The 17255-nt window shown below is 41.2% G+C and carries 14 protein-coding genes; 5 read left to right on the top strand and 9 right to left on the bottom strand.

Annotated elements, in window-relative coordinates; translation table 11 throughout:
- The first annotated feature begins 266 nt into the window (after nt 1–266).
- Nucleotides 267–3605 (top strand): VCBS repeat-containing protein, encoded by a 3339-nt coding sequence (locus J4E06_RS10320; protein WP_349523831.1) that lies wholly within the window; start codon nt 267–269, stop codon nt 3603–3605.
- Between the two features lie 20 nt (nt 3606–3625).
- Here J4E06_RS10320 and J4E06_RS10315 read toward each other — a convergent pair whose 3' ends face one another.
- The 5 genes from J4E06_RS10315 to J4E06_RS10295 are packed head-to-tail and all read right to left on the bottom strand — an operon-like array spanning nt 3626 to nt 10126.
- Nucleotides 3626–4684, bottom strand: coding sequence for a serine hydrolase domain-containing protein (locus J4E06_RS10315; RefSeq protein ID WP_349523830.1), 1059 nt, complete (start codon nt 4682–4684; stop codon nt 3626–3628).
- Nucleotides 4685–4699: 15 nt separating this feature from the next.
- A complete protein-coding gene (locus J4E06_RS10310; RefSeq protein ID WP_349523829.1) occupies nt 4700–6322 on the bottom strand; it encodes a serine hydrolase domain-containing protein in 1623 nt (540 codons plus the stop codon).
- A gap of 7 nt (nt 6323–6329) precedes the next feature.
- Nucleotides 6330–7634 (bottom strand): M20/M25/M40 family metallo-hydrolase, encoded by a 1305-nt coding sequence (locus J4E06_RS10305; protein ID WP_349523828.1) that lies wholly within the window; start codon nt 7632–7634, stop codon nt 6330–6332.
- Between the two features lie 9 nt (nt 7635–7643).
- Entirely contained in the window at nt 7644–9233 is a 1590-nt protein-coding gene (locus J4E06_RS10300; RefSeq protein ID WP_349523827.1) for an N-acyl-D-amino-acid deacylase family protein, read from the bottom strand.
- Nucleotides 9234–9247: 14 nt separating this feature from the next.
- The gene (locus J4E06_RS10295) at nt 9248–10126 is read right to left on the bottom strand and encodes an aminotransferase class IV (protein WP_349523826.1); all 879 of its coding nucleotides are present in this window, start codon (nt 10124–10126) and stop codon (nt 9248–9250) included.
- 247 nt (nt 10127–10373) lie between these two features.
- On the opposite strand from J4E06_RS10295, the gene J4E06_RS10290 reads away from it, so the two are divergent.
- The 4 genes from J4E06_RS10290 to J4E06_RS10275 are packed head-to-tail and all read left to right on the top strand — an operon-like array spanning nt 10374 to nt 13301.
- Nucleotides 10374–10895 (top strand): 5' nucleotidase, NT5C type, encoded by a 522-nt coding sequence (locus J4E06_RS10290; RefSeq protein WP_349523825.1) that lies wholly within the window; start codon nt 10374–10376, stop codon nt 10893–10895.
- 12 nt (nt 10896–10907) lie between these two features.
- Nucleotides 10908–11627, top strand: a complete 720-nt coding sequence (locus J4E06_RS10285; protein WP_349523824.1) for a carboxylesterase family protein — start codon at nt 10908–10910, stop codon at nt 11625–11627.
- A gap of 5 nt (nt 11628–11632) precedes the next feature.
- Nucleotides 11633–12358, top strand: a complete 726-nt coding sequence (locus tag J4E06_RS10280; protein ID WP_349523823.1) for a M15 family metallopeptidase — start codon at nt 11633–11635, stop codon at nt 12356–12358.
- Between the two features lie 16 nt (nt 12359–12374).
- Entirely contained in the window at nt 12375–13301 is a 927-nt protein-coding gene (locus J4E06_RS10275) for an alpha/beta hydrolase (protein WP_349523822.1), read from the top strand.
- On the opposite strand, the gene J4E06_RS10270 is transcribed toward J4E06_RS10275, so the two are convergent.
- From J4E06_RS10270 to J4E06_RS10255, 4 genes are all read right to left on the bottom strand, one after another.
- The gene (locus J4E06_RS10270) at nt 13298–14416 is read right to left on the bottom strand and encodes a THUMP-like domain-containing protein (protein ID WP_502877346.1); all 1119 of its coding nucleotides are present in this window, start codon (nt 14414–14416) and stop codon (nt 13298–13300) included. The two genes, J4E06_RS10275 and J4E06_RS10270, sit on opposite strands and share 4 nt — an antisense overlap.
- Before the next feature lie 73 nt (nt 14417–14489).
- Nucleotides 14490–15590, bottom strand: coding sequence for an AI-2E family transporter (locus J4E06_RS10265; protein WP_349523820.1), 1101 nt, complete (start codon nt 15588–15590; stop codon nt 14490–14492).
- 3 nt (nt 15591–15593) lie between these two features.
- Nucleotides 15594–16202 carry a DUF4159 domain-containing protein gene (locus J4E06_RS10260; protein WP_349523819.1) on the bottom strand — a complete coding sequence of 203 codons (609 nt, stop codon included), beginning with the start codon at nt 16200–16202 and terminating at the stop codon, nt 15594–15596.
- Nucleotides 16203–16500: 298 nt separating this feature from the next.
- Nucleotides 16501–17148 (bottom strand): formyltransferase family protein, encoded by a 648-nt coding sequence (locus tag J4E06_RS10255; protein WP_349523818.1) that lies wholly within the window; start codon nt 17146–17148, stop codon nt 16501–16503.
- Nucleotides 17149–17255 lie beyond the last annotated feature (107 nt).

Raw genomic sequence — 17255 nt, 5'->3', positions numbered from 1 at the left:
ATTCAAGTAAATAGGTTGTCAATTCATTTTGGCAACCTATTTTAATTATGGATACTTCCTATTAATTAAAAATTAATCGTTCTTAATCGAACATTAATCGTAATTCGTTCCACAACAGTATTCGAATTTGTAAATTTAATATGTGACACCGTGCGTCAGTTTTAAAAATGACTTAATTTCCCGAGCACAAACGGTGGTCTTACAATTTACAACCAATTGCACCTAATCAAATAATTTTGGCTAACCCATAAAAAAACTTCAGCACTGTGACTAAAAGGTATATTTTAATTGCACTAGCTTCACTACTGGTGGTTTCTTGTTCCAAGAAAAAGGAGGACACGCTCTTCACCAAGGTTTCATCCGATTATTCCGGTATTACCTTCAACAATAAAATCGTAGAGACCGACAGTTTCAACATTCTTACCAGCGAGTATATTTTTAACGGGGGAGGAGTCGCCGTTGGGGATTTTAACAACGATGATAAACCCGATCTTTTCTTCACGGGGAATCAGGTAACCAATAAACTATATCTAAATCAAGGTGATTTTAAATTTAAGGATGCTACCAAAGCATCCGGTGTGGAAGCAACGGATAAATGGAAGACAGGTGTAGCGGTAATCGATATAAACAACGATTCACTTCTAGATATCTACATATGTGCCGCTATGTACGAAAGCCCTGAAGAAAAGGCCAATATGTTATATATAAACCAAGGCGTGGATGATGACGGTGTCCCTGTTTTTAAAGAGATGGCCAAAGCATATGGCGTTGCCGATACCGGTAACAGCATGAATGCGGCCTTTATAGATTATAACAAAGATGGCCTCTTGGATCTCTACGTGCTCAACAATGTGGACATTCACATTCTACCTGCAAATTATAGGGAAAAAATCACCGATGGATCGTCCAAGAGCAACGACCGTTTATACCGAAATAATGGAGACAATACCTTTACCGATGTAACCATAGAAGCGGGTATTACCATTGAGGGGTATGGCCTTGGCGTGGCCATTTCCGACTTGGATTACGATGGTTGGCCCGATATTTATGTTAGCAATGATTACTTGAGCAACGATATCATGTATATCAATAACGGGGATGGGACATTTACCGATAAGATCAGTGACTTTGTAAAGCATCAAAGTAAATTTTCCATGGGTTCCGATATAGCAGACTTTAATAACGATGGCTACCTTGATATTCTTACCTTGGACATGCTCGGGGAAACCAACTACAGGCTAAAAACCACCATCAAAGTAACCAAGTACAATGATTATTATATGAATGAAAAGTATGGGTACGATTATCAATATATGCGTAATATGCTTCAGATGGGCCAAGGTCCCGATATGCCGTACAGTGAAATCGGTCTTATGGCCGGAATAGCCAAAACCGATTGGAGCTGGTCACCACTTTTTGTGGACGCAGATAATGATGGTCGCAAGGATATTTTGATCACCAATGGTTTTCCAAGGGATATTACCGACCTCGATTTTGGTGAATTCAACTTTAATGTTCAAAAATATCTTACCCCATCTCAAATATTGGACTCTATTCCAGTGGTGAAAATACCAAATTACGCCTACCGAAATGAAGGCAACGGCCAGTTCAAGGATGTTGGTGAGGAATGGGGGCTGAGCATCCCATCTTTTTCCAATGGAGCTGCTTTTGCCGATTTGGACGGTGATGGAGATTTGGATTATGTGGTGAACAACATTAACGACGAGGCATTCGTCTTTAAGAATAATCTGGACGCTGAGAACCAAAAGGACAGGAATTTTCTCAAACTGGACTTAAAAGGGCCAACAAACAATCAGGCGGCTTTGGGCACCAAGGTGGCCATACGGTTTGAGGACGGTACCTTTCAATATTACGAACATCAGTTGAACAGGGGTTATTTATCCACAGTGGAGGGAATGGCCCATTTTGGTTTGGGACCAAAAAAATCAATTGCATCTCTCGAAATAGTATGGCCGGACGGGAAATTCCAAAAGTTAACGGATGTACCAACGAATCAAACATTAAAAATCAATCATGGTGATGCATCACCCTTAAATGGTAAACAATTGGCATTTCCGTTGGCACCAAAACAATCCAACCCCCTATATCAGGAAATATCAGAGGAGGTTGGCGTTAATTATGTCCACGAGGAAACCGATAAGGCCGATTTTTATGTGCAGCCTACCTTACCCCATAAACTGACCCAAAATGGTCCCCGCATTGCAAAAGGGGATTTAAATGGTGATGGATTTGAGGATTTTATCATAGGAAGCTCTTCTGGCCATTCTCCAATGATCTTTATGCAAGACGCGAAAGGTTCATTTACCGGTACTCCCTTGTTCGATGATGAAGAGAATAGAATGCGGGAAGAGACCAGTATTTCACTTTTTGATTTGGAAAATGATGGCGACCTCGATATCTATATGGTTGCAGGCAGTAATGAATTCGATTTGGATTCGCCCTACTATCAAGATTACCTGATGATCAATCAGGGCAACGGAAAATTCGTGAGGGCAATGGATGAGTTGCCAAGCATAAACTCAAGTGGTTCAGTTGTGACAGCAGAAGACTTTGATGGTGACGGTTTTGTGGATCTTTTCGTTGGTGGCCGTACCCCGTTTTCCCAATATCCCAAACCAGATGATTGCTATTTGTTGAAAAACGAAAACGGCACACTGGTAGATGTGACCGATATGTATAGCAAAGCGTTACGAAACCCGGGAATGATCACCGATGCTATTTGGGCCGATTTGGATCAGGATAATTTGAAGGACCTTGTTTTGGTCGGCGAGTTTATGCCCGTTACCATTTTTATGAACAAGAAGGATTCCTTTCAGCAGTTGGACCAAACAGGTATGCAGCAATTGTCCGGTTGGTGGGAATGCGTTCTCGCGAAAGATTTTGATGGCGATGGCGATGTGGATCTAATTGCTGGAAATTTGGGGAAGAACAACCTGTACAATCCTTCACCGGAAAGACCGGTCACCATGTTGGCCAAGGATTTTGACAACAATGGAGCAATTGACCCGGTATTGTTTGCTTATTTTAAAAGTGATTTTGAAGATTCCACCTTTAAGCCCTACCCGGTTAGCTTTTGGGGAGACCTTATAGGGCAAAGCCCTATGTTCCGTAAAAAGTTTAATTACTTTAGAGAGTATGCCACTACCACTAAAAGTGGTCTTTTTACCCCCGAAGAACTGGAAAATGCCGATGAATTAATAGCCAATCACGATCAAACCACCTATTTTGAGAATGATGGAAACGGACAGTTCAAGATGGGCCAACTTCCATGGCAAACACAATTAGCGCCCATAAAATGTATGATTACCACCCAAGCGGCCGGTAATACCACTACTGATGTGTTGATGATTGGCAACGACTTCGGCAATGAAGCCTTTATAGGAAGATATGACGCATTTAACGGTGGCGTTCTACTCGGGGATAACAATGGCGGATTTACATTCAAAAATGCAGAGGAAAGCGGATTTAAGGTCACCGGAGATGCAAAAGATATGGTACAAGTGGAAAGGGCCAATGGCGGTAACCCTTATATTGTGGTAACTCAGAATAGGGGTAAGGTCTTGGTATTCACCAAAACCAATTAACTCCCTTTCTATTAATAAAATTATTGCTGCATATCGAAGATTTCAGCAGCCTTTTTGGCAACATTGATCCTGATCTGGGATGCATTGGCTCTTCGATATGCGGCTTTGGTCTTAAAGGCCAAAACTGTTTCAATAGCAGGGTATACGGTAATGTTTTGCCCCATGGCTCCCTTGGCGGAATAAGCCCCTTCAAAACGTTTGTCATCAACATTTTGCCATAACCACCACATATAGCCATACCCATAATTAACACCGCTACCTTGAAATACGGGAACATTTTGGTTTAACTCTTCATGGCTGGTTCTTGTTTTGAGCATTTCATCCACCCAAGCATTACTTATTACTTGTGTATCTTTCCATTTACCTTTGTTTAGCATCAATAATCCCAAACGGGCCATATCTCTTGTAGAAAACCACATGGGATAGGCTAAATATTTGGAAATGGAAGTGTTCCCCTGTTTGTGTTGAACGGAGCGGTCCCAGTCCTGCATATGTAATGGATTGGCCAATTGGCGTTCTACTTCGTCGTAGATATTTGTGCCAGTTTCCTGTTCAAATATGTAGCCCGCAACATTAAAATCCCAATTACTGTACAACCAATGGGAGCCTGGTTCCACCGAGCCTCGTTCAGGCGCATATTCCTGCATACCTCCAGGGTATCCTTCCGGATGGTAGACTCCAGATCTAGCAGAAACAATGTCTTTGACCGTAGCCTTTTCTTCTATGGGGAGAATGCCTTCCACATCGGTAATCCCCAATTCTTTGATGGTTTTGCTCAAATCGATAGTACCATCCTCCACATATTGACCGTACAACATCGACAACACACTTTTTCGGCAAGAAGCTACGTAACTCAGTTCTTCCAAGTCACCAAAACCGAACACCACCTTTCCCTTATGCACAATCATCAATCCTGTAATTTTCGTACTGTCGATCAAATATTCCCTAAAAGCTTGGGATTTATCGTTCTGCCATGGCTGTGCTTCTTCTTCCGTTGCTGAATGCCAGACTCTATCTGGGAATGTTTGTGCTCCCAAGCTTAGGGTGCAAAGCATTATAAGGATAAAAAATGGTCTCATAGTGGTTGATTTTTGTTATTCGGTTTTCGAAAACCAAAGGTTACGGACCCTGCCGTTGGATATCCATATCCCTTTGGTTTTTCCATTTTCTCTTTTGAATTTTATGTATGACACAGGGTGTTTTCCCTCCAGAAGATCTTTCTTTTTTTGCTTCAATGGTATTTTTCCATGCCGAATATGATGGGCGTAGAACTCACCCTCTTCATAATGAATGGAGTAAGCCGTTTCAATTTCGGGGCTAAAATAGGTGCCAACATATTCCTGGGCCAAGGCTTTGGTCAATTCTTCTTCCTCGAATTTTGAAAATACCATGGGTTTCCCACTTTCAGGATAAATGGTCATGGTTCCGTTTTCAAACTGGATTCTAGTATCATTTCCAGATTGAACGGCAACAAACTCATCATCCTGTACAGGTAAAAAAGGATTTCTACCGATGTATAGCGTATCTCCGCCCGTGGTTAACATCCGTTGGGAATAGGTTTCATCATCCCAATACATACCTGTATAGGAATCCATCTTCTTCTTGGAAACCTTTGCCACTTTCAAATCTTTGTTTGATGTAGTCTCTTCAAAAAGGATTTCTGTAATTTGATTGGATTTTCTTCCAGCTCCTGAACTTGAAAAGTTAGTAATAATGGCAATGCTGGTCTTTTCGTTTGGAAAAACAGCAACATTGGCCCTAAAGCCACCAATGGAACCGCCATGGCTTACTCGTTTTTTACCAAACAGCTTATCAACATTAACCCCAAAGGCATATTTATTAAAGCTACCATCATTGAGTGGGTCAAGGGTCTGCATGGTATCGAATGCAGCTTTCCACCCAGGTAATGGATCATAATAATTTTTCAAATATTTGAGCAGGTCATCTGTTGTGGTGTGCATGTTTCCAGACCCGACATAGCCCCAATATTCCACAGACCGGACAAAACCATCCGATGTTTGGTTGTACGAAGTCGCGTTGTTTGGAACAATGCCGTCGTAATCAGGCTCAACATAGGTGTCGTTCATCCCTAGAGGAATGAAAACTTCTTCTTTCATATAATCCACAAAGGATATGCCCGTGACTTCTTCAATGATGTTGGCCAAGAACATGTAGCCCGTGTTGCAGTACATATATTCCGAACCAGGTTCAAAGTTGAGTTCACTTTGCTTAGCAATGATTCTATCCAGGTCTGCATTGGTCCTTGCATCATCACCGCGCCAACCAGCTAATCCAAAAAGGGCATGAAGACTTCGTAATCCGCTGGTATGATGAAGTATATGCCTGATGGTGATTTCACTCCCAAAAGGCGCAAGACCATCAATATAGTTGTCTACCGTTTCATCTATGGAAAGTTTACCTGCCAAGTGCAGCTTTACAATGCCCAATGCACTGAATTGCTTGGATACGGAAGCTACATTGAATCTAGTCCCGATAGTGTTTGGGACTAAATATTCCATACTGGCCAAACCGTACGCTTTGGAAAAAACCAAATCATTGCCTTGCATTATGGCAATGGCTCCACCGGGATGATTGGGCTTGTTCCATTGCAAGAACAAACTATCTATTTTGGCCCATTGCTCTTCACTTAGTTGAGCGCTTATCGAAGTACAGAAAATAAAGACGAGCCCGAAAAATACTTTTGGAAACAACTTCATGATTCCCTTATTTGGCTAGACCTGCTTGTGACAATGCAATCAACAAGGCCAATTGAATGGATTCATCACTTTCTTCATCGTTCAGATACCATTCGTGCAAAGAATGCGCTCCGCCACCTTGACCGCCACGACCGATACATACCGCTGGTATTCCTTTGGAAACAGGTATGTTGATGTTGGTTGACCCTCGTCCTAATTCCGGTGTCTCACCAAAAAGTTTGGTAGCTGCCATAGTTCTCTGGATCAAGGGGAGGGAAGCAGGTAATTCTCCTGATGGCCTATCCCCAATTTTAATGAGTTCGTAGGTTACCTCGCCACGTACACCACTGGCATTGTACTCAGAAATGGCTTTTTCCACGGATTCTTTGAAAATGATTTCGATTTCGTCAAGATTTTTTGGATCGATGGCACGCATATCCACTTCCATCCAAGATTCGAATGGAATAGAGTTAACCGAAGTTCCACCTCCAATTCTACCTACATTAAAGCTTGTTTTTGGAGTGTTTCCAGAGGTATAATCCCATGCCGCTTCAGAAAAGATGTCTATGGCCTTTCCCAAGGCATGATGTGGATTGGCCAATTCAAAAGCACCCCAGGAATGGCCGCCTTGACCTTTAATCATCAATTTATAGCGTTTGGATCCCAATCCGGCATTGCTGATTCTCCCCAGACTGCCTCCGTCAATGGCAATCCAAGATTCGATATCCAATCCAGATTCGTTGAACATATATTTCATACCGCGCAGGTCGCCCAAACCTTCTTCGCCCACTGTGCCCACAATTAATAAGTCTTTCTCAGTTTTAATATCTGCTTTGTTCATAGCTTTGAGCATACTGATTAACATGGCAAGCCCTCGGGTGTCATCACCGATACCTGGTGCTTTTAGGGTATCGCCTACTTTTTTAACAGTTACATCGGTTCCTTCGGGGAAAACAACATCCAAGTGTGCATCCACACCTACATAGCCCGATTCGCCAGAGGTTCCCTTTCTCAACCCGATTACATTCCCGACTTGGTCTGTCCAAAGGCTGTCCACGCCAGCATCTTCTAACATTTTGGCAAATACCTTACCTCTTTCATCTTCCATGAAAGGAGGGGCCAATATTTCGGTTAATGTAATGAGGTCCTCCGTGGTTTGGTCCATTTGTGCTTTGATATGGCCAAAGGCTTCTTTGACCTGTTTTTTCTTGGCCAATCGTTCCACTTCCTTGGTGTATTTTTTGTTGATCTCTGTATTTTCTTGAGCCAAAACTGTCTGGCTCAAGATGCCTGTTAGCATTAAAATGCTTAGTGTAATATGTTTCCTTCTCATGATATTGGTCTATTGTTTTCTTAATACTATTCCTGATTTTATATCCTTGAATTCACCGTTGTCAACTGCCATGCCCCCGTTCACGATTACAAATTCGATACCTTCGGAATATTGATGTGGTTTTTCAAAAGTAGCTTTGTCAATAACAGTTTCTGGATTAAAGATGGTAATATCTGCCCTTAATCCTTCTTTAATTAAACCGCGGTCGGATAAGTTAAGGCTTTGCGCTGGCAAATAGGTCATTTTTCGAATAGCTTCGCTTAATTCCAAGGTGTTTTTCTCCCGAACATAACGGCCAAGCACCCTTGGGAAGGTTCCATACCACCGAGGGTGCGGGTGACCCATACCGGGTTCTACCAATCTACCGTCTGAACCTATCATGGTAAACGGATGCTTCATGATGCGTTCTACATCTTCTTCGGCCATGGCGTGGAAAACACAAGAGGCGCCACCGTTCAATTGCGCTTTAATGACCATATCGGCACCATTTTCCACCGATGGTTCCAAGTCGTTTTGTTCGCACCAGTATTTCAATGTTTTTCCTTCCAGTTCCGGCTGCCATTCCACTTTCGCAAATTGCACCCTGTCCAAATCGGAACCTCCCCGATCATTAAGGATATTGAAAACAATGCCATTTTTTATACTGTCTCTCAATACGGGGTCTGCAACGCGTTCCTCAAAGGCTTCTTGTCCGCCAGCTCTTGCCCAACTGGGAATTAAAACTGATATCCCAGTGTAACTCGCTGCATAGGGATATTGGTCCATTTTAATGTCAAGTCCTTTGGCCCTAGCGGAATCCACCATGGCCAGGGTTCGCGCACTTTTTCCCCACATAGGTTTTCCAATGGCTTTATGGTGAGTCAAAACGACGGGTATATCGGCTTCTTCGGAAATTTGAATGGCTTCGGCAACGGCATCAAATAGCCCCAGACCTTCTTCTCTTAGGTGTGATGTATAAATCCCGCCATAGTTTGAAGCTACTTTGGAAAGACTAATGACTTCATCCACTTTGGAAAAGGCTCCGGGTAGGTATTTTAAACCTGTTGAGATGCCAAAGGCACCATCTTTCATTGCACTGTCCACTTCAGCTTCCATGGCTTTGAGCTCTTCTGCTGTTGGTGCTCTATTTTCAAGCCCCATAATATTTCTTCGAATGGTGTTATGCCCAACTAGATAAGCCACATTCATTCCAACACCTTTATTTTGGAGACTATCCATATAAGGTTTGAGGGGATAGGGCGAGTTTCCGTCCGGCCCACCCAATGATGTGGTAACCCCTTGCCGAACATGGCTCTCGCAAGAGTTTAGCTCCATGATAGGCTCAATATGGGTGTGCATATCAATAAAACCAGGTGAAACAGCTAATCCAGAGGCATCAATTATTTTATTTGCTTTGGCATTGTCGAATTCTCCCAAAGCAACAATCATGGAGTCTTTGATGGCAATGTCGGTAACTATTGGGTCTCCACCTTTGCCATCGTAGACGTTGCCGTTTAAAATCAAGACGTCATAGGTATCTTGGTTGCCACAAGAGAGAACCCATAGCAAGCATACTCCCAATAGTGTTTTAAAAAGTGTGTTGGAATTAATTTTGGTCATAATTAAGTGGTTATTTATAAAGTAATATCGGCCGTGTTTATTTCTCTGAGTTGTGCAAACGCTTCTTGCAGTTTTCGAGTGACTTTGCCAATTTCATCATTCTTATAAAAGGTAAGGGAACCCAGTTGGGCTATAGAAGCCACTTGAGTGGTTGTGCCTGTAAAAAAGGCCTCGTCCATATGTTCAATTTCGTTTTCAGCAATGGGTTTCTCCTTTATAGGTATATCAAGGTCACTACAAAGTTTTAGTACAATCTTTCTTGTAATGCCGTTCAAAATATGTTCGTTGGCCGGATGTGTGAGAACAGTGCCATCTTTCACAAAAAAGATATTGGTGTGCGAACCTTCGGATATGACACCATCTCTTACTAAAGCAGCCTCATTGGTATTTGCGTTCATCGCCGATTCATTGGTCATGATATTGCCCAACAATGAAATGGATTTAATATCGCATCGATGCCATCTAAAATCAGGTTCCAAAATGGCTTTCATGTTTTTAGGATTTATGTGCGGGAGACTGTAGGGTAGGGCATACATCATCACGCTTGGAGGAACACCTTTGGGGTATGAGTGTTTTCTTGGAGCCACCCCGCGGGTTACTTGTATGTAAATCAAACAAGACTGGTCCGTCAAATTGGAAGCTTTAAGCAGTACTTCCAAATTATAATCAATTTCCTTGACGTTGTATTGGATTCCAATTTTATTCAGATTGTCTTGTAGTCTATCTAGGTGTGCTTTTTTATAGAAAAGACCATTTTCCAACTGCACCATTACTTCGTAAATACCATCCCCAAACAGAAATCCGCGGTCAAAAACCGATATTTTGGCGTCTTCAGCAGATACTATTTTACCATTTAAATAGACTTTTTCAGGAAAGTTTCCTTTGGGCAACATGTAAGGTTGGTTTTTAGCAAAAAAACGCAATGTTTGCGCTTTTAATAATCTTGTTGTGTGAAGGTAACTGTTATTTTTTTAATTTAAAATTTAGCGATATGGTTTGGTTAAATGATGGACAAATTCTTGTGAAATTTTAAGAAAGCAACGAGTCTTTTTAAGAAATCCATTGACGTTAATAATAGATTTAGCGGGATGATTTTAATTATTGCAGAGTTTTACCGTACTTCACAAAAAAAGACAATACATGACAATTTTTGTAGATATGGACGAGGTTATTGCAGACGCATACCACGCTCATTTGGATATTTATAATCAAGAATTCAACGCGCAAATAAAAGTTGATGCATGTTATGGTAAAGAGTTTTGGCAAGTTGTTCCTGAAGCACATCAACAATCCATAAAAGAACATACCCATCGCGACGGTTTTTTTGCCGGTTTGAAGGTAATTGAAGGGAGCCAGGAGGTACTGAAGGAATTGACCAAAAAGTACGACGTGTACATTGCCTCTGCCGCCATGGAGTTTCCACAATCGCTAAGGGAAAAATCGGATTGGTTGGATGAATTCTTCCCGTTTATCCCATGGCAAAATCGAATCTTGTGTGGTAACAAGCACGTTTTAAAAGGAGATGTCCTTATCGACGACCGTAGCAAGAACCTTGGACCTTTTGACGGCAGATCCATTATGTTTACATCTCCGCACAATACCGAGGTTACAGCATTTGAGCGTGCCAATTCGTGGAAGGATATCGCCGATAAACTTTTGTAACTTGCGGGCACCATGCAAAAGAAACCTTTTAGGCTAATACTTTCAGCCGCCATTTTGATGCTTCAGGGTTGTGCCGCACAATCCCATTTGGTACAGGATGAGTTTGAAACGGTCACCCGGGAAAATATTAAATATTACCTCTATTATCCAGAGGATTATTTTGATTCCGAAGATGATTTTGGACTATTGCTCTTTCTGCATGGAGGTGGGGAGTCCGGAAGGGATGTCGAGGAAATCAAGGATACAGGACCGCCCAAAATGCTGGTCGAAGGCAAACAATTCCCCTTTTTAATATTGGCTCCTCAAAATTCCCATGCCAAAAAATGGTGGAACACGGATGCTGTTGTTAAATTGTTGGATTCCGTAGTCGATGCCAATAGGGTGGACAAAAATAGAATTTACTTGACAGGCTTGAGTAGGGGTGGAAGTGCCTCTTGGGAGTTGGCGACCCAATATCCGGATAAGTTTGCAGCCATGGCCGTGGTCTGTGGAATGACACCTTTACCTTATGCGCATTGGATAGACAAGGATATGCCCATCTGGGTTTTCCATGGCGACCGAGATGATGTGATTGATGTGGAGGAATCCGATAAAATGGTCGAAAAGCTACGTGAAATGGGACGCGATGTCCGTTACACCAGATACCAGGGTGTTGGTCATAATGCATGGGGAAGGGCCTACAAGACAGACTCTTTATACACATGGTTTGCCAATAAAAAACGAATGAATTAAGACAAATGAAATATTCAATCTTTCTTTTAGGGCTTCTTTTGATTACAAGTTGTCGACAAAAACCTAAAACGGATAAAAGTCATGCAGTTCAAGCTGAAACCAAAATAATTCTGGATTCAGTTCCTAAGGACACAATAGTACAAGAAGCGAAACCTGCTTTGAAAACATTTGAAGGCTTGGCGGATACCACTTTTGTTCGATTGGCTGATTTTAGTGAAGATTTTGCCTATGACATGCGCTACGCGACCGAGAACAATTTTTTAAAGGCCAAAGTATATGATTGTGCTGAGTGCTATACCCGAGTAAAAACGGCTAAGGCTTTAATCGAGGCCAATAAGGATTTTATGGAGCAGGGAGTGAGAATCAAGTTTTTTGATTGTTATCGCCCCAACTCTGTCCAATACAAAATGTGGGAGATTGTACCGAACCCGCAATATGTAGCGAATCCCGATAAGGGTTCCATCCATAATAAAGGTGGTGCTGTAGATATTACATTAGTGGATTTAGGTGGGAATGAACTTGATATGGGAACTGATTTTGATTACTTCGGAAAAAGAGCTTATCACGATAACATGGATTTACCGAAAGAGATATTGGATAACAGGAAGTTGTTGAAAGAGACCATGGAAGCACATGGATTCTGGTCTATCAGAACAGAATGGTGGCACTATAACCTTTCCTCGGCATCCAATGATCCTGTGGCCAATTTTAAGTGGGAATGTAACGATTGATCAAAACGTAATCAGAATGAAAGCATCTAGAAAACTATCCTTGCTCATTGCCTTAATTTCAATTGGAATGTCTGCACAAAATAACATTTTGCCGTTATGGCCGAAAAGTGTTCCAAATCAAAAAGAGACCGCCGAAAAAGAAGTGGTGGAACTTACCGAAGATGGGATTGTTTGGATTACCAATGTCCAAAAACCGACGTTGGAAGTGTATCTGCCCACAAAAAGGACTGCGACAGGGCAGGCAGTGGTTATTTTTCCTGGAGGTGGATATCACGGTTTGGCCTATGATTGGGAGGGCACTGATATCGCCAAGGCGTTAAATGCAAAGGGAATAGCCGGTATTGTGGTAAAATACCGTTTGCCTTGGTCCAAATCCATCACCAAAGATAAGAATGTCGTTCCTTTGCAAGATGCACAACGTGCCATCAGATTGGTGAGGTCCAATGCCAAAGAGTGGAACATTGCATTGGGTAAAATTGGGATCATGGGGTTTTCTGCTGGAGGTCATTTGGCCTCAACATTGGGAACGCATTACAAGGATAAGGTTTATGAACCGCAGGATGATGCAGATTATTTATCGGCAAGGCCGGATTTTATGGCCTTGATCTATCCTGTGATTACACTTGGAGCACCTAGTACGCATTCAGGCTCAAGAGCTTCGTTGATTGGGGAGAATCCAACCGAAGCGGAAGTGGATTATCTCTCCAACCAAAAACATGTCAATAAGGAAACACCACCTACATTTTTACTACATGCAATGGACGATGATGCGGTACCGGTTGAGAATACCACGCTGTTTTTTTATGCTTTGCGAAAACACAAGGTGCCTGCCACTATGCACGTTTATCCTACAGGAGGACATGGTTTTGCTTTGGCCTTGCATGATGAGAAACTTAAAAACTGGACCAACCTACTTTTTGACTGGCTTGAAGACTTGGATTAGTCAACCACTTTTTTACAATCCAAAACCAATAGTGCATCGTTGATGGATCTAGTAAAGAATAGATAGCGACTGCCACCATCTTTTATTTTGTGTTTTTTTCTGATCTCAGCAACGGATAAGGGAAAGTTACGGGTGGTAATATTTGCCTTTGATACTCCCATTGATTTCAACGACTTTTTGGAATAGGGGAGTACCAGTTGAATTTTAAATCTTCTTCCCGGAAAGTCCATCAATTCATCGGATGCGTATAAATGTGAGTGGGGATGTAACTTTTTTAAGTTATAGGCTTTTGCTACGGATTTGAATCCACCGGATTTTAAGATGGCCGCATTGGGTTCGTATAAATAGGAAGCGGGTTCCCCATAATGTACTTGGATATGTGGTTCTTCTTCCCATAAAAAGTTGAACCCATTATTTTGCTCTGGTCGTAAATCGATGCTTTTTATCTGGATGCTCCCCGTATAGCCTTTTTCCAAAATAAACAGTAATTCCTTTACCTCATTTTGAACTGCTACTACATGAACCTCTTTTACGAAATCCAATGTTTCAATCCCCATTTTAATATCCAAAAGTGGGGAAGTTTTCACCAAGATGTTCTGTGTTTTATCAAAAAGTAGAGGGAGGTTTTCAGGTAAATTTGGGAGGCAGTCCTCGAGTAAAAATACCTTTCCCTTTTTTTCACTTCTTCGTGATGGGTCCACGTAAACCCAATCAAAATTTCTGGTTGATTTTTTTAAAAATGATATGCCGTCTTCAGGGAAACATTCAATGTTTTCTTGTCCTAAAACTTTAAAATTATGGGATGAAATTGCACTCAATTCCGGATTGATTTCACAATGCAAAACAGTCTCTATTTTTTTGGAAAAAAAGTAGCTGTCCACACCAAAGCCCCCCGTAAGGTCAATGAGTGATTTTCCGTCTACAATCTGAGCTTTGTACGCTGCTGTAGTTTCCGAACTGGTTTGTTCGATATTGAGCTTGTCTGGGTAGTAAATTTTATCTGTGAGAAACCATGTAGATAGCTTGTCCTTGCACTTTCTTTTGGCTTCAATCTGTTTCGCCAATTCTTTTTGGGAAATACCATCAAAATTTGGTTTTCCAAGCAAAACTGACATGATGTCACCATCAATATTTTTATTTATATAATCTTGTGGCCCAGTATTTAATATAGTTTTATTCAAGCTAAAACTATAAGTTTTTGGTCAATTTTTTCACAAAGGAATTTTCAGCTAAAAACTCCTTTAAAATAACTTTGATAGCAGTATATCCAGGTACGGCAATCACCATGCCCACCACCCCAAAAAGTAGCCCTGCAATAATGATGACCAAGAAAATTTCCAAAGGATGGGATTTAACACTTTTCGAAAAAATCAAGGGTTGGGAAAAGAAATTATCGATCAATTGCCCCACCGTCAGACCTATAAAAACATACAGGGCCTTGGGTAGAATCACGGTGCTAAAATCCGAATCTATAAAACTGGTCATAGTTAAGGTGATCATAGTTACTCCACCGATGATCGGGCCTATGTACGGAATGATGTTGAAGAGTGCGCAGAGGAACGCAATTACAATGGCATTTTCTACCCCTACAACGAATAATGAAATCGTGTAAATTACGAAGAGAATAAAAAGTTGCAACAAGATTCCGGCAAAGTATCTGGCGAGCAGATTATTGATTTTATCAATGGACTTTACCAAGTTGCTTTCTTTGTTATTCGGAACAAAGGTCAAGATTCCATTTTGCAACAATTTACTATCCTTCAAAAAGAAAAACGAAATAAAGATTACGGAGAAAAGGCCGACGCTAAAATTGCTCAAAGTGTTGACAATTGAATTAAGGAAGTCGGGTATAAAGCGCAAGTCCAATCCTTTCAACATATTTTCCTCGATCTTGGATTCGCTCAACAAATTATTGACGTTTCCGGTGGAGGCTCCAAAGTATTCCAAAGTTTGGATGTAGAGCGTATTCAAATCACCTTTAAGCGCTTCGATGTCCAACAAAGATAGATTCTTGCTCTGTTCTGCTACCAGCGGGATCAAAAGTGCCAGAATGCCTAAAAATATAGATAACATAAACAGCATAGTGGCCACAACTGCCAAGGTATTGGGAAATTTAAGTCTTCTTCGTAAAAACAATACAACGGGCCTTCCCAGCAAAGCTAAAACGGCCGCAATGACCAAATAGGCGAGTACCGATTGTATTTTGTAAAAAAACCAGCATAGAAGTACGACTCCTGCCAGTATGGCTACGGCCCTCAATATTCCGTTGGCAATTGTTTTTGCGTTCATCGATTAACTTTTAAATGCATATTGCACAATATTGGCACCCATTTGCAGCGCTTGTAACCGTACCTCCTCGGGGTCGTTGTGCACCGTGGAGTCTTCCCAACCATCTCCAAGGTCACATTCGTAGGTGTAGAGCAACACCAGTCTACCTTGGTCAAAAATACCAAAGGCCTGGGGTCGTTTTCCATCGTGTTCGTGTATTTTGGGCAGTCCATCGGGAAAGTTGAACTTTTGCGAAAATATGGGATGGTCGGCGCCCAGTTCTTCAAGTTGCTTGTCGGGGAACACCTTTACCAGTTCTCTTTTTAGGTATGGCTCCATACCGTAATTGTCATCAATATGCAAAAAGCCGCCCGATAAAAGATATGTCCTCAGATTTAGAACTTCTTCATCATTAAAAAAAACATTGCCGTGCCCGGTCATATGCAAGAAAGGATATTTGAAAATAGAAACACTCCCGGCTTCCACAGTTTCCGGCTCCGGGTTGATCTTGGTATCGATATTGCTATTGCAAAACTGAATCAGGTTGGGCAAGGCCGTTGGATTAGAATACCAATCGCCACCTCCACCATATTTGAGTATGGCAATTTGTTGGGCATTTATGGAAAATGCCATAAAAAAAACCAAAAAGCTTATCATGCAAGTGAAATTTCTCATACTAAGGCAGCTTATCCTCCTTCAAAAATAAGGTATTCATTCGTGGCGCTAAAAACTATGTGCTACAGAAGTTCAGATAGTTCCGATGCAGTTAATAAAATTTTTGTGATTGAAATCGACAGATTTCATTAAATAGAAGGATTGATTACAGGACGAATAGCGTTTGCGTTTGATTTGCAAATCCCAATTCCATGTTCGAGATAAAAGTTACTGCCATGGATGGTTTCATGTGTATGCGTGAGTATTTTCCTGAATCTTATGCCGAATTGGGGAGTCCCTCTTGTATATCGATATTATTTTGCAAATAATTGACTTGGTCGTGATTGGCATGAACAAAACGTAAAGTACGTTCGATAAGTATTTTTCCGGCCTCGTTATATGCAATATCAATTTTAGAAAAGGAATCCGCGTGATTTAACCTGACTGGTTCTTGGTCAATAATGACTCCTTCGTCTATTTTATCATCGATTATATGTGTGGTGACGCCGGAAACCTTCACGCCTAATCTAATTGCATCTTGAATGGCAGTCTGAGTATTTTTAAATGCGGGTAGCAATGATGGATGGATATTGAGAATTCTGTTAGGAAAAGCAGCTAATAAAGTCGGCCTTATTTTGTACTTGTATCCGAGAAGGAACAAATAATCAATATTTCTGTCCTTTAAAACGTTGGAAAGCCATGTTTGATATTCTTCAATTGAGCTATAATTTTTTGGGTTCTCGTCAATAACTTCAATTTGATGCTTCTCAAAATTTTTGATATTGTCAGTCTTTTGACCAGAAGTGACAACACAATCGATATAATGGTGGTCAAAATAATTATTCACCAATAGGTTCAAGCAGTCATTCGCACAACGTCCGCCCCCGCTAAAGAAAACTCCCCATTTGATTTTTATTCTTTTCATATGCTGTCCGAATTAAAAACTGATTTTATTTTAAAACCATTCGTTAAAAATTAAGCAAAAACCATGAAATCTCAAAAAAATTATCGGTATTTAAAATTTTTATCCGG

This window comes from Allomuricauda sp. NFXS6, assembly GCF_040148835.1.
Lineage (GTDB): Bacteria > Bacteroidota > Bacteroidia > Flavobacteriales > Flavobacteriaceae > Flagellimonas.
The sequence above is the reverse complement of the archived record's forward strand: the minus strand, read 5'-3'. Positions and strand labels throughout refer to the sequence as shown.